The organism is Pseudoalteromonas sp. T1lg65, assembly GCF_051930985.1.
Lineage (GTDB): Bacteria > Pseudomonadota > Gammaproteobacteria > Enterobacterales > Alteromonadaceae > Pseudoalteromonas.
This window is the reverse complement of the sequence record NZ_CP196837.1, coordinates 2,466,513-2,480,085: the sequence shown is the minus strand read 5'-3', so window position 1 is coordinate 2,480,085 and position 13,573 is coordinate 2,466,513. Positions and strand designations below refer to the sequence as shown.

Annotated in this window: 11 protein-coding genes; 7 read left to right on the top strand and 4 right to left on the bottom strand. The window is 42.0% G+C overall.

The window, feature by feature from the left end; all coding sequences use genetic code 11:
* Positions 1-146: 146 nt before the first annotated feature.
* Complete coding sequence (locus tag ACSLBF_RS10905) at positions 147-1,403, bottom strand: HAAAP family serine/threonine permease (protein ID WP_440053430.1); 1,257 nt, start codon at positions 1,401-1,403, stop codon at positions 147-149.
* Positions 1,404-1,689: 286 nt separating this feature from the next.
* On the opposite strand from ACSLBF_RS10905, the gene ACSLBF_RS10900 reads away from it, so the two are divergent.
* Positions 1,690-2,451, top strand: a complete 762-nt coding sequence (locus ACSLBF_RS10900) for a peptidylprolyl isomerase (protein ID WP_440053429.1) — start codon at positions 1,690-1,692, stop codon at positions 2,449-2,451.
* Positions 2,452-2,821: 370 nt separating this feature from the next.
* Here ACSLBF_RS10900 and ACSLBF_RS10895 read toward each other — a convergent pair whose 3' ends face one another.
* The gene (locus ACSLBF_RS10895; protein ID WP_440053428.1) at positions 2,822-3,040 is read right to left on the bottom strand and encodes a hypothetical protein; all 219 of its coding nucleotides are present in this window, start codon (positions 3,038-3,040) and stop codon (positions 2,822-2,824) included.
* A 179-nt stretch (positions 3,041-3,219) separates the two neighbouring features.
* Entirely contained in the window at positions 3,220-4,815 is a 1,596-nt protein-coding gene (locus ACSLBF_RS10890; RefSeq protein ID WP_440053427.1) for an ABC-F family ATPase, read from the bottom strand.
* A gap of 330 nt (positions 4,816-5,145) precedes the next feature.
* Here ACSLBF_RS10890 and ACSLBF_RS10885 point away from each other — a divergent pair, with 330 nt between their 5' ends.
* The 5 genes from ACSLBF_RS10885 (at position 5,146) to ACSLBF_RS10865 (ending at position 11,492) form a co-directional block, all read left to right on the top strand.
* Positions 5,146-7,149 carry a UvrD-helicase domain-containing protein gene (locus ACSLBF_RS10885; RefSeq protein WP_440053426.1) on the top strand — a complete coding sequence of 668 codons (2,004 nt, stop codon included), beginning with the start codon at positions 5,146-5,148 and terminating at the stop codon, positions 7,147-7,149.
* Between the two features lie 89 nt (positions 7,150-7,238).
* A complete protein-coding gene (locus ACSLBF_RS10880) occupies positions 7,239-8,528 on the top strand; it encodes a Glu/Leu/Phe/Val family dehydrogenase (protein ID WP_440053425.1) in 1,290 nt (429 codons plus the stop codon).
* 201 nt (positions 8,529-8,729) lie between these two features.
* Complete coding sequence (locus ACSLBF_RS10875; RefSeq protein ID WP_440053424.1) at positions 8,730-9,716, top strand: ATP-grasp domain-containing protein; 987 nt, start codon at positions 8,730-8,732, stop codon at positions 9,714-9,716.
* A gap of 109 nt (positions 9,717-9,825) precedes the next feature.
* Positions 9,826-10,989 carry an endonuclease/exonuclease/phosphatase family protein gene (locus ACSLBF_RS10870; RefSeq protein WP_440053423.1) on the top strand — a complete coding sequence of 388 codons (1,164 nt, stop codon included), beginning with the start codon at positions 9,826-9,828 and terminating at the stop codon, positions 10,987-10,989.
* Positions 10,990-11,081: 92 nt separating this feature from the next.
* Positions 11,082-11,492 (top strand): hypothetical protein, encoded by a 411-nt coding sequence (locus tag ACSLBF_RS10865; RefSeq protein WP_440053422.1) that lies wholly within the window; start codon positions 11,082-11,084, stop codon positions 11,490-11,492.
* Positions 11,493-11,762: 270 nt separating this feature from the next.
* Here ACSLBF_RS10865 and ACSLBF_RS10860 read toward each other — a convergent pair whose 3' ends face one another.
* Positions 11,763-11,948 carry a DUF2897 family protein gene (locus ACSLBF_RS10860; protein ID WP_440053421.1) on the bottom strand — a complete coding sequence of 62 codons (186 nt, stop codon included), beginning with the start codon at positions 11,946-11,948 and terminating at the stop codon, positions 11,763-11,765.
* A gap of 141 nt (positions 11,949-12,089) precedes the next feature.
* On the opposite strand from ACSLBF_RS10860, the gene ACSLBF_RS10855 reads away from it, so the two are divergent.
* Positions 12,090-13,433: an ankyrin repeat domain-containing protein gene (locus ACSLBF_RS10855; RefSeq protein WP_440053420.1), complete on the top strand. Its 1,344-nt coding sequence runs from the start codon at positions 12,090-12,092 to the stop codon at positions 13,431-13,433.
* The last annotated feature ends 140 nt before the right edge of the window (positions 13,434-13,573 follow it).

Sequence of the window (13,573 nt, the reverse complement as noted above, 5' to 3'; positions counted from 1 at the left end):
CTTTTCAAACCCTGAAAATTACCATAGTTCGCTAGTACGTGCCAATTATTGCGTGGAACTAACACAAGTAATCGGCAAAACTCAGCGAGCTAGTCCAACTCGCTGAGCGAAAACTAAAATGTTTATATATCCGCAGTTGAGATTATTTAGCCAAACATGTTGTACAGCAAGGCTGAAACGGCTAATAATCCAACAGCTAAAACAAAGTAAGTAGCAACATGGCCCCGGTACTTTGCCATTGCTTTTACTTTGAATACTGCAATAGTCGGCATAATAAACAGGATCATGGCAATGATAGGTCCTGAAATTGCTCCCATCATATCTAAAATACTTGGATTTAATACCGCACATAACCAAATAGCTAAGAACATCAAGATAATGCCTAGCTTATCAGTGACAGAATGGTGCAGTTTCAGTTGTTTGATTACCAGGCCATTAAAGCTCTCTCTGGCGCCTAGGAAATGGCCCAGAAAGGAGGAGGTAATGGCAATAAATGCAACCAGTGGACCTAACGTGGCGATCAAAGGGTTGTCATAAATATTGGCCAGATAAGAAAGAATGGAAACATTCTCCACTTTGGCTTGTTGCATTTGCTCTGGTGTGAGCGATAGCACGCAAGAAAAAACAAATAGCAACACGAAGGCGATGAGCATTATAGAAGTATTCCTCAAGATCGCCTCAGACTTTGCAGCTGCATCACCCTGATAATGACGGCGTTGGGTATTTGCAAAGCTGGAAATAGCAGCTGCATGACTAAAAGAAAATACGACTAAGGGAACCGACAACCACAGTACTTCAGCCATACTGCCTAATTCTGGAGAGGAAACTACTGGCATTTGCCAATTAGGAACCAGGTATAGCGATAAGCAAAATAAGATAGCGACTAATGGGTAAACTAAAGCGGCAAAGGCGCGTAACAGCAGTTTCTCGCCACCCAGCATCACTGCAATCATACCTGCGACTAAGACTCCTGAAAGCACGACTCTAGGTGGAGAGTTCATCTCTAGCTGATTAACGATAAAGCTGTCAACGGTATTGGTAAGGCCAACGCCGTAAATCAATAAAATAGGGAAAATTGAAAAGAAATATAACAGTGAAATTAGTCTTCCCACCCCAGTACCAAAGTGTTCTTCAACCACATCGGTAAAATCAGCATTGGTTTGCTTTGAAGATAACACAAACCTCGCTAATCCACGGTGGGCAAAATAGGTCATTGGAAAGGCTAACAACGCCATAATAATAAGCGGCCAAAAACCGCCAATACCGATATTTATGGGAAGAAAAAGAATTCCGGCACCCACAGCGGTACCAAAAAGACTCAGTACCCAATGGGTATCGTGTTTTGTCCAGCGTCCTCTACTGACCGAAGGCATGTCCATGCTAGCTTCAGAGGCATTACTCATGAGCAACTCATCCTAAATTTGGAATAAAAATCGGCACGATCATATAGAAAATAAAGGTGTTTTGCATGTATTAGCGAGCTAATCGGAGCAGATGGTGTAAAGAAGCCTAAATTTGATTAAAAAGTGTCTATTTTTATTTTTGAAATAATATTCTATGAATAAAAATGTTATTGAGAGCAATCAATTTGTTTTCATTTGTTACATAGGGCTTGTGATTGCTGGATTACTATTTGAAAACCCATTAGGCTGCGGTTTTTATGCTTGTAAACAGAGGGTTGCGAATAGAATGAAAATTATTAAAACTATGGCACTGTCATCTATGTTAGTTGGTGCGATGCAGACCCATGCTACCATTGTGGAGTTTCAGACCACAAAGGGCAGTTTTCAGGTTAATTTGTACGATCAAAGTACGCCTAAAACTGTAGAAAACTTCCTGAAATACGTGAACAGCGAACGCTACAACGACACGCTTGTTCACCGTGCAATTCCTGACTTTGTAGTTCAAGGCGGTGGGTTTAACTACGACGCTACGGATATCTTTGCTGGTATCACTATTGATAAAAGCGTCATCAACGAACCAAAGTGGTCAAATGTGCGGGGCACGATTGCGATGGCAAAGCCTGAAAATAATGCTAATGGCGCAACCAGCCAGTGGTTTTTTAACCTGACTGACAATAGCAAGAATTTGGACACGCAAAACGGGGGTTATGCAGTATTTGGCGAAGTTGTTGGAGAGGGGATGAGTGTGATTGATGACATCGCAGAAGTGCCTCGTTGTGGCACAATTCCGCTACAAAATTATACTGAAGCACAGTGTAAAGACAGCGAAAGTAAGCCTGCTTACGAAAACTTTATTAAAGTGACGGCGGTAATTGTGGTTGATGATGATCCTAATTCAGCACAAGCGCTAAATCCCATGCCTAATACGTTAATAAAAAAACAGCCAGAGGTGTCAGAGAGTGATTCTTCTAGTGGGTCGTTCTCCGCGCTGTTAATGCTGCTTGCTGGCGCCGCTGGTTTTAGACGGCGTAATACCTACTCACATTAATATATGAACAATTTGAGAGGCTAAGGCTGTCGCTACCGCATTAAAAATTTCTTATTTAGTACAACGAAAGAACCAAATTTTACTTTGCCTATACGGACGTAGGTACCTAAGCGTTAGCAGGACGCGATAGCGGTGCCTACAAGGAGGTAGGTACCTAAGCGGTAGCAGGACGCGAGAGCGGTGTTTTCAACTCGTTTTTTCGCCTCAAAGTTGATCAACTAATTAATTAAAAGTTTAGCACTGTTGTTTATGGAATTTTTTCTGAGGTGCGTCTTCAATAGCGGCTTCGGAGATGGCTAATGTAGGGGAGATTAGCCATCGCATATACTTACTAATGGTGTTTTAGGTACTTACGAAGTGCTCGGGGTATTTAAAACAGTGACAATGCTTCTTGTGTTAATGCATAGCTTGATTCACTCTCTGCGCGTATTAATCCGGCATCTAAATGTGTTCGTAATACTTGATGAAATATCGATTCATCGGCCTCAGGAATAGGCAAAGATTGGGTTTTGAAATCGTAAGCGTTTGGAAAGCACGCTTTGAGTTTGCTTAGTAACAAGATTGAGTAGATGTTGTGTAGCCGTTCCATGTTCACCCCCAAATCGGTTGTTTGTTGTCGTTTTGACTCCAACAGACTATCAACCTTTTTCGGTAGTTACTATGACAGGTGATGTTTTTTTAGACAATTTATTGTCAAGCAAATAGGACACTCACCCCAATCAAATGTCAGGGTAAGTGTACATTCTATTTAGTCTAAACTCAGCTTACTTAGATTTGCTCTGCTTCTCTTTTCGCCAAATATTCATCATAAGTACCACGGAAATCAATGATTTTACCATCTCTAATTTCCCAAATTCGCGTGGCAAGCGAAGAAACAAACTGACGGTCATGAGAAACGAAAAACAGTGTGCCTTCGTATTGTTCAAGCGCCATGTTAAGCGACTCAATTGATTCCATGTCCATGTGGTTTGTCGGTTCATCCATTAATAGAATATTTGGCTTATGCATCATTAATTTGCCAAATAACATTCGGCCTTGTTCACCACCAGAAATGACTTTCACTGATTTTTTGATGTCATTTTGAGAAAATAACATACGACCCAAATAGCCTCGAACAACTTGCTCGTCATCCCCTGGTTGTTGCCATTGTTCCATCCATTGAAATAAGTCCATGTCTTTGGCAAAGTCATCGGCATGATCTTGAGCGTAGTAACCTACATTGGCATTTTCTGACCACTTAAAGTTACCTGATTTGGGGGCTAAACGACCAGCCAAAGTGTTTAATAAGGTGGTTTTACCGACACCGTTCTCACCAATGATGGCAATTTTTTCACCCACTTCTACTAAGCCGCTGAATGGGTCAAATAATGCGTCATCATAACCTTGCGATAGAGACTCAAGCTCGAGTGCGTTTCTAAACAATGGCTTGTCTTGTTCAAAACGAATAAATGGACTTTGACGGCTTGAAGCCTTAACTTCTTCTAATTGAATTTTATCAATTTGTTTGGCTCGAGAAGTCGCCTGCTTTGCTTTTGATGCGTTAGCAGAAAAGCGCGATACGAAGGTTTGTAGTTCGGCAATTTGCGCCTTTTTCTTGGCGTTGTCAGCCAACAAACGCTCACGCGCTTGGGTTGCTGCGAACATATATTCGTCGTAATTACCCGGATAAATACGCAATTCACCGTAATCGATATCCGCCATATGCGTACACACTGAGTTTAAGAAGTGGCGATCGTGGGAGATGATGATCATAGTACAATCACGCTGATTAAGAACATCTTCAAGCCACTTGATCGTATAAATATCCAAGTTGTTGGTTGGTTCGTCTAGTAGCATGATATCAGGTTCTGCAAACAGCACTTGAGCTAACAGAACTCGTAGTTTCCAGCCTGGAGCAACTTCAGACATTAAGCCATAATGCTGCTCAGTAGGAATACCTACACCTAACAATAACTCACCCGCTTTCGCTTCAGCCGAATAGCCATCCATTTCGGCGAATAAAGTTTCCAAGTCGGCAACTTTCATCCCATCTTCTTCGCTCATCTCTGGCAATGCATAGATGCGGTCACGCTCTTGCTTGATTTCCCAAAGCTCTTTATGGCCCATGATAACCGTGTCGACGACGGTGTAATTTTCATAGGCGAATTGATCCTGATTTAGCTTGGCAATTCGCTCGTTTGGATCATAGTTGACGTTGCCTGCACTTGGTTCAAGCTCTTTGCTGAGAATTTTCATGAAAGTGGATTTACCGCAGCCATTGGCGCCGATAAGACCGTAACGATTGCCGTCGCCAAACTTAACTGAAATGTTCTCAAACAACGGCTTAGCACCGAATTGCATGGTGATATTGTTACTAGAAAGCATAGATATAACTCAATAACCTAAAATTGCCGCGATCCTATCATTTCTGACCAGTAATTGATGTAAAAAAATTACTCCAGCGTCAAATGAGTTATCGCTGTAGAGTATCAGAGATATTTAGCCTCAACGGCGGATAAGCGAATTTGCCGATTAATGCTATTTTGTCCACTCTCTTCGTTGCATGCACATTTAATCGTCAGCTATTACAGCGTTAAAACGCCTTGATATTGAACTAAATCCCATCATTGGCATGAGCGCAATCATGGTTTCTTAAGTATTTACGCTTTTAAAACTCTTATCCGCAGCTGCGGTTAAAAGCGATTTCGTGATAGCATGGCTTTATTAATTTACCTTACAGCTATCATCTTGATTACATTACCACTTCTGTTACGTGTCCTATTTCGGATCCGCGCTATCCAAGTCATCGATGACGGAATTGAGTTACATTTCCGTCATCAGGTTTTACGTATCGCTATTACACAGTTAACTGCAGCACCGTATTTGCGACGCTCGATGTGGTATTCTCGTTTAGTACTTACTATGGCTAATTCGACGCAGTCAGTGGTATTGCCAAGTCGAACTGGACAGGGGTTGTTCAGGCAAATTTTACCGCTTTGGCTAGCTTTACGGTTGCCTCATTTGTATGACTGTGCAGCGCAGGTTGAGAGACTTTTAAAACAGCAATACCTGAACGCCAGACGGTTACAGCAAGTTCAATATTTGTGTAACAAGACCATTGATTCTTGGCTCAACGTTGAGCGAAAACGGCTGCCGCTAAAGGCGGTAAGAGCATTGGCTACACTTCAAGAAATAGCGAGTTGGACCAGTATAGAAGCGGATCAGTTTAGAGCGGCATATATTAAATATTACCTAGCCCGCGATCGAGCATTCTTCAGCACGATTGAAGCCAATCCATTAACCCGAGCACAGCAACAAGCTTGTGTTATTCAAGACGATAGGCAATTACTTTTGGCTGGAGCCGGAACTGGGAAAACCAGTGTGATCAAGGCAAAAGTGGCTTACTTACTCCACCGTAAGCATGCACATGCGCAAGACATTTTGATGCTAGCTTACGGAAATCAAGCTGCACAAGAAATGCAACAACGATGTGAGAGTGTCTCCACAGAGTTAAGTTGTTCAACATTTCACAGTTTAGGTATGCGCATAATAAGCGCAGTGGAAGGAAAAAAGCCCAAGTTGTCGAGTTTAGCGGCAAGTAATCAGCAACTGACAAAATTTGTTCAAGACACTGTAATTTCGTTGCTACAGGAACCAGCTTATCGTGACACCGTTAATCAAGCTAGAGCGGCTTGCAATGTAGCAAAAGAGGCGCCGTTAGATATTAAAAACCTTAAGCCTCTAATTCAACTGACCGTCAATGCACTACCACTTATCAAACAGGCGAAAACACTGGGCCACCTTGATTCAGTGAAATTACAGTTTCCACAATTGTTGGCTGTTATCTTACCAATCTTGGCTGAATATCAATTATTTTTACAGCATGAAGGCGGTATCGACTTTGATGATATGTTAGATACTGCGATTAGCTACGTCAGCAAAGGACTGTTTATTTCACCGTGGCGCTACATTTTAGTCGACGAATTTCAGGATATTTCTCGAGTACGGATGAAATTAGTTGATGCGCTGCTAGCAAATCGAGAACAGTCACAATTGTTTGCAGTGGGAGATGATTGGCAATCTATCTATCGCTTTAGTGGTGGTGATATTAGTTTAACGACGCAATTCAGATGTTATTTTGGTCTGTCGACCATCACTCAACTCGATCAAACTTTTCGCTATAGTGAGTCTATTCTACAACCGACCAGTCGCTTTATTTGTCGTAACCCAGCGCAAATCGTGAAGCGTATTCATGCTACCTCTAAAGCTCAACAGGAAGGGTTAGTTAAGATTGTTATGTCAGATCTAGAGCGCACAGTAACCCAGGTATTGGAGCGTATTAAACAACAAATGTCTGAGCCGGTAAGCGTAATGTTTTTGGCACGTAATCACCAGTTGCTTCCTACAAATGAGCAAGTTGAGTTATGGCGCAAAAGTTTTCCGTCAATGGATTTTAGTCGTTTTACCTTTCACGCTGCTAAGGGCTCTGAAGCTGACTTTACCATACTAATGGGGCTAGAAGCGGCTTATTTACCATCTAAACGAGTCACCCACCCATTACTAGATGCACTGCTACCTAATCAAGAGCCTTTTCCCGATGCCGAAGAACGCAGACTGTTCTATGTGGCGTTAACACGGGCTAAGCAGCAGAGTTTTTTGCTTGTGCCGGATAATCCTAGCGCTTTTATTGAAGAGCTTGAGTTGACTTTAAAAGAGTGAAACCACCAAAGCACAAAAGCGACATTCCCTTGATCTTTTCGCTTTCACCCTACATACCATAACTGTAAGGATCAAACATTGGAGGCGAAATGAAAACCGACCTACTGCAAGACGCGCTACATCGACTGCATCATATAGTGAAAGAAACAGGGATCTCAGAGGCAACGTATCAAGCCTTAGCTCATCCATCTAGAACCCTGATCAGTAGTTTACCGGTGAGAATGGATGATGGCAGCACCGGCTATTTTAAAGCCTATCGCTGCCAATACAACGATCTGCTAGGTCCAACAAAAGGTGGTGTCCGTTTTCACCAACAGACCGATCAAAGCGAAGTTGCAGCTTTGGCGTTATGGATGACATTAAAGTGCGCTGCGGTGAATGTCCCCTTTGGCGGGGCTAAGGGCGGGGTGACGGTTGATCCAAAGTTGCTGTCAGCAATGGAACTTGAGCGTCTGGCTAGAGCCTATGTTCGAGCTAACGCGGATTTCATCGGTCCTGAGCAAGACATACCTGCGCCTGACGTTTATACCAACGCTCGCATTATGGGTTGGATGATGGATGAATATGAGAAAATAGAGCGCCGTAAAGCACCGGGAGTCATAACGGGAAAACCACTGATCTTTGGTGGCAGTGAAGGCAGAGAATCCGCCACAGGTCGAGGTGCATTCTTAGTAATAGAGGCACTTGCAGAAAAACTTGATTGGCAGCCTTTTAACAAAACCGTTGCCATTCAGGGCTTTGGTAATGGCGGGTATCACTGTGCCAGGTTGCTCCATCATGCAGGATACAAAGTGGTTGCGGTGAGTGATTCTAAAGGTGGTATTTATTCCAAGCAAGGCTTGGACATTGAAAGTATTTATCAAGAAAAACAAACGAGTAAAGCATTAAAAGCGGTGTACTGTGATGGGTCGGTTTGTGAAACCGTTGAGCATAAAGTGATCACTAATCAAGATTTACTCGAGCTGGATGTGGATATTTTAATCCCAGCAGCGCTGTCAAACGTAATAGACGAAAATAACGCAGATAAGGTCAACGCAAGGTACATTGTTGAAATCGCCAATGGCCCCATCTCTTCCAACGCTGATAGTATATTGGCAGAAAAAAATGTCTATGTTGTGCCCGATATTCTGGCAAATGCAGGTGGTGTGATCGTCAGCTACTTTGAATGGTGCCAAAACAGGCAAGGTGAAAAGTGGTCATTAGAAAAGGTTCAGGAAAAATTAGCCTGTTATATGACGAACGCATTTGATACAGCATGGCTAACAACGCAGAAGCACAAAATACCTTTACGAGAAGCGGTATATAAGCAGGCATTGCTCAGAATTGAGTCTGCGATTGAAGCGCATGGTACGCAGAATTATTTCACCAATGGTGATTGAAAAATAGTCATTTTGTTGAGTGAATTAGATGGTGTCGATAAATTTTTTTTGCTGTACTGTTGTCTGATGAGTCCACATAATCGCGCTTTTTAATATTCCCGGTTTAGTGACTGACAGCAAAGCTATAGCATTTATGGATAGACAATTTCCGTACTCATAGCTGTCGCGCACACTGAACCAAACCTGCTGAGGGCACGTAGTATGCGCGGTTGGATCATCTATAAAGACTCTGCCAATTTATTGAAACCAGAAATCTATGAAATTGAACGTCTGCTCGCAGTAGCAAAAGAAGAAGATATTGATTTACAGGTGTTTTCTCCTGATCAATTTGATTTGTTGGTGACCAGAGAAGACGAAGAGAGTATTTTGATTGATGGTCAGCCTGTGGCCTTGCCTGATTTTGTATTACCGCGTATGGGCGCAGGTACTACGTATTTTACGTTGGCGATTATTCGTCACCTTGAAAGACTGGGTGTGCATTGTTTTAACTCTTCACAATCAATTGAAACAGTAAAAGACAAGTTATTTGCACAGCAGATCTTAGCGCAACAGAATTTACCGACGCCAAAAACGATGTTGGTTAAATTTCCGGTCAATATCGAATTGGTTGAAAAGCAAATCGGATTTCCGGTGGTTATTAAAACTCTGTCAGGTTCTCAAGGAAGCGGTGTATTTTTATCTAAATCACGCGGCGAATTTGATGATCTGATGCAGTTGATTGAAGCGACCAATCCAAAGGCAAATATCATTTTGCAGCGCTTTGTGAAATCTAGCCATGGTAGAGACTTACGCGTACTAACCATTGGTGGTAGAGCGGTAGCTTGTATGGAGCGTAACTCGGGCGGCAAGAACTTCAAAGCGAATGTGAGTGCCGGTGCGACAGGAAGTGCGCATCCAATCACGCCAGAAATAGAATGGTTAGCTACACAAACTGCGAATATTCTGAATTTAGATGTGGCAGGTATTGACCTGTTATTTGACGAAGAGCATTTTAAAATTTGTGAAGCGAACTCAAGCCCTGGCTTTGAAGGACTTGAGAAAGCCGTAGATATTGATGTTGCACGAGAAATATTGCATTTTATCCGTATTCGCCTAGGCATTTTTAAACGGTCTGAAAAAGTCAGCCAAAAAGTTAAGGTTGAAACTCCAAATACACAGCTATTGAAGCGTCAAGTGCCTCAGGAATAATAGTTTTCACCACTTCAACTGAGTGATAGCGCATTTCGCCGTAAATGCTTGTCACTCGGTACATTGCCTTTTAGACTCTCTGTTTTACTCTTTTCAGTCCTTACCTATCATGATTTATAGATTATTAATATTGTGCTTTTTGTGTACTAGTGCCTACGCGGAAACATTAAGAGTTGCGACGTTCAACGTCAGTATGGAAGCAACTAATTATCAACAGCGTGGCGAAGCGGTCGATAAGGATAAACTTGCAACTTTGCTTGCAACCCCAGATCATCAGCAGATCAAAAATATTGCAGAAATTATTCAGCGTGTTAGGCCTGACATCATTTTGCTTAATGAATTTGACTATATTTCAGACCCCAAACAGGGCATTCAGGCGTTTATAAAAAACTACTTGAATCAATCGCAGCAAGGCCAACCTGCCATTGACTATCCCTATTTTTATATTGCCCCAGTTAACACAGGCCTAGCGACACCATTTGATTTAGACAATAATGGTAAACTACAAGGTGTTGGTGGTGATGCGCAGGGTTTTGGCTTTTATGAAGGTCATTATGCAATGGCGATATTGTCCAAGTATCCTATCGAAAACAAAAAAATTCGTACAATGCAAACGTTTCTGTGGAAAGACATGCCCAATGCATTGATAACTAAAGATCCCAAAACTGGCAAAAACTGGTACAACGAAGCAGAGTGGAATGCACTTAGGTTGAGCTCTAAGTCGCATTGGGATGTGCCAGTTTTAATCAATGGTAAACGTGTTCATGTCCTTGCTATGCATCCAACGCCTCCGGTGTTTGATGGTGAAGAAGACCGAAACGGTAAACGTAATCACGATGAGATCCGCCTGATGGCTGATTACATCGACCCGGATAAAAGTAGTTATATTTATGACGACAACAATGTCAAAGGTGGCTTATCGGCAAACAGCAGGTTTGTAATTCTGGGTGATCTAAATGCTGCAGATATGGGTGATAAACATCGTCCTGGCGTTATCGAACAATTGCTTCAACATCCGTTGGTAAATGGTACTGTACTTCCGACTAGTGAAGGGGGAGCGGAACATAGTGAACATGGATATAGTAAGCAATTTACAGCACACTGGGGTGCCAGGGTGGACTATGTTCTTCCCTCAAATTATGGCTTTCAAGTTACAGATAGCGGTGTTTTTTGGCCGATTGAAGCAAATCCATTACATCGTCTTATTGAAAACAGAGAAGCCAGTTCAGATCACCGTTTAGTTTGGATAGATGTAAAAGTAGTCGAACACTAACTGTTGCACTGATTACAATTTTGTACATTTCCTAACGGACCTAAACCATAACCACCCGCTATAGTAGCTTTATCAAATTTCAGGAGATGAAAATGAAAAAGCTACTTTTACCTATCGCAATTGCTGTTTTTGCTTCCGGCTGTGCTCACCATAATGACGTTAGACCAACCGAAGGTGGTGTCCATTACGTAAAATTGATGTCTCAAACAAAAACCAAAGGTGTCGATTCTGCACTTGGGCAAGCTAAACATTACTGTAAAAAGACCGGCGGATCTTTGGTTGTTGTTGATGAAAGTGCTGTTTATACGGGAGCAATGGACGAACAAACCTATTTAAGTAAACTGAATATTGCCAATGCAGTGGAAGTCGTCGGTACTACCATGTGGATATTTGGCGAGAATAGCGTGGATGATCTGGGCGCCGCGTTATCATTGGGTGGAGGTTTTGCTGAAGACTCTATGGGTCACCCCTATGAAGTCACTATTTCATTTAAGTGCAGTTAACAGCCACGAGTGTAGCTGAACGAGTTCTTTTTCTACTATTTTTCAAGCGGTTATAACGTGGTGTCAAAGAGTAAGTTCTTTCAAAGTAATATTAAGTTAGTACTCATGGTTAACGCTCTGAACGGCTGTGGATAGAAAACTCATGTGCTGTCGCATAGTTATAATAGGCAGTGTTTTTTGGCAAATGCATTACACTATAGAAGTGTTTTGATTGGTTAAAAAATCATAACGTTTAATCCGTGTAGCTTTTAAAGTTTTAGCAACGAGAGACTAGTCTTGTCGTTCAGACTCCCCAAAAGGCTTAGTCTCGTTGCTTTTTTCCGGTTGTTGAGACTGACTCTTTCTTTTCATTTCATGTTTGGCTGCGTATTTCAGCAATGCAATATTGCTCATTACCATACCGAGAACGCCGACAATAATTAACACCACCTGCCAAGTTTCTAGTTGCGTAGTCATGCTTTGTCTCCAGTTTATTTATTAAATAATAGTCGTGATTTTATCGGGCATTTTAACCTGACAGTTGTTATTATTCACGACTTAGTCATATCAACTTATTTATGCTGCAAATAATTATAATCTGAGGAACATCAGACATTCATGGAACAAGTGTTAATTTGGCCTGCTCAGTACCCAATGCTGTTAAAAGGGTTAGTCGAACAAAATGGTGCTTTCATCTTAGATGCCTTAGAACAATGGCCGAGTTGTCAGACCAGCACTGATGATCAAGGTGTATCAACAACGGTACTTCCACCACTTTTCTATTTGATTTGGCTACGTCCGATAGAGCCATTTGAGGCCTGCAATTATCAACATATCGACGATTACGATGACAAGCAAAGAGAGTATGTTGGAATGCTTATCCAACAGGTTCAAGCGTCCAATATGCCGTTGCAAGAATTTACTCAAATGTTGATTCAACGGCTTGGACAGTATTCTAATATCCAAATGCAAATAGACTGTGACTTCTGCAGCTTCGCTAGGTTGCTAATTGAGAAAGAAGGCTTTGCAATTCTGACTTGGTTGATTGAATCAGGTATGAGTTTTGATGCTGAATCTTTGTGTCAGTTGTGGAATACAGAGCAACAAGAATTACAACAGGCGATAGTTAACCACATCGATACCTGCTCATCGGATCAACAGCAAGCCAAACAAATCGCAACTGAAAAGCTTGAATCTGGAGAATCTACATACGGCTTGTTAAAAGCGTTATGTGAGGATGATGAAGGGGTACAGAAACAATTAGAGCAAGCATTACTTTCTCAATTAAGACAAGAGCAAGTAAAGCAATCTATAGTTCTTAATTTGGTCAATCAAGGAGCTATTGGCACAGCTAAAGATGAGCAGGGTAGAACCAGCTTGATGCTGGCTGCTGAAAAAGGTTTTGTTAGTGTGGTTGAGAACTTGCTTGAACACCATCCAGCTGATGAGTTAGACCATCGAGGACGAAATCTTATGCATTTTGCGGCCGCTTCCAATTCGGCGCCGCTCATCGAGTTATTATTTGCCAAAGGGGTTGATGCAACGTTACTTGACAGTCAAGGGGAAAGTCCGTTTCGAGTAGCAATGCGCGAGCAAGCTTTAGAAGCTAAGCGGGCATTCCAAAATCATGGCATTATCGAACTGTCACAGGATGCTAAGTTTGCAAAAATCAAAACGGTGCACCTGCTTTATGCGTTTACCGCGATAATTATGCCGTTGCAGATCTTCTTGTTTTTTACCGAATTGGTATCAGATAAAACCTTGGCGACGCTGGCGACAACCGGATTATCTTTGGTGCTGTTTGGTCTGGCTAGACGAAAACGCAAAAATCCACTCTACCCAACGATATCTACGCCTTGGTCTTTATGGGGAGTCAAGGCGTTGGCTTGGGTAAGTGTGGGGGTACAAGTGTTATTTTCGGCACTGGTGATCATCACAGTGATCAATTTAAGGTTGGGGTAATGACCCTAAGTGCCTTTGATAATTTATACCAATCCTTTTAATTAGTTGATCAATTTTGAGTCAAGAAAAGTGAGTTGATAACACCGCTATCGCGTCCTGCTATCGCTAAGGTAAGACAAGGCAAAAATTTTGCTATTTAG

Bases quoted from the DNA above. Each gene is read 5' to 3' on its own strand.
- ACSLBF_RS10905 (WP_440053430.1), bottom strand. From the start codon at position 1,403: ATGAGTAATGCCTCTGAAGCTAGCATGGACATGCCTTCGGTCAGTAGA.
- ACSLBF_RS10900 (WP_440053429.1), top strand. From the start codon at position 1,690: ATGAAAATTATTAAAACTATGGCACTGTCATCTATGTTAGTTGGTGCG.
- ACSLBF_RS10895 (WP_440053428.1), bottom strand. From the start codon at position 3,040: ATGGAACGGCTACACAACATCTACTCAATCTTGTTACTAAGCAAACTC.
- ACSLBF_RS10890 (WP_440053427.1), bottom strand. From the start codon at position 4,815: ATGCTTTCTAGTAACAATATCACCATGCAATTCGGTGCTAAGCCGTTG.
- ACSLBF_RS10885 (WP_440053426.1), top strand. From the start codon at position 5,146: ATGGCTTTATTAATTTACCTTACAGCTATCATCTTGATTACATTACCA.
- ACSLBF_RS10880 (WP_440053425.1), top strand. From the start codon at position 7,239: ATGAAAACCGACCTACTGCAAGACGCGCTACATCGACTGCATCATATA.
- ACSLBF_RS10875 (WP_440053424.1), top strand. From the start codon at position 8,730: ATGCGCGGTTGGATCATCTATAAAGACTCTGCCAATTTATTGAAACCA.
- ACSLBF_RS10870 (WP_440053423.1), top strand. From the start codon at position 9,826: ATGATTTATAGATTATTAATATTGTGCTTTTTGTGTACTAGTGCCTAC.
- ACSLBF_RS10865 (WP_440053422.1), top strand. From the start codon at position 11,082: ATGAAAAAGCTACTTTTACCTATCGCAATTGCTGTTTTTGCTTCCGGC.
- ACSLBF_RS10860 (WP_440053421.1), bottom strand. From the start codon at position 11,948: ATGACTACGCAACTAGAAACTTGGCAGGTGGTGTTAATTATTGTCGGC.
- ACSLBF_RS10855 (WP_440053420.1), top strand. From the start codon at position 12,090: ATGGAACAAGTGTTAATTTGGCCTGCTCAGTACCCAATGCTGTTAAAA.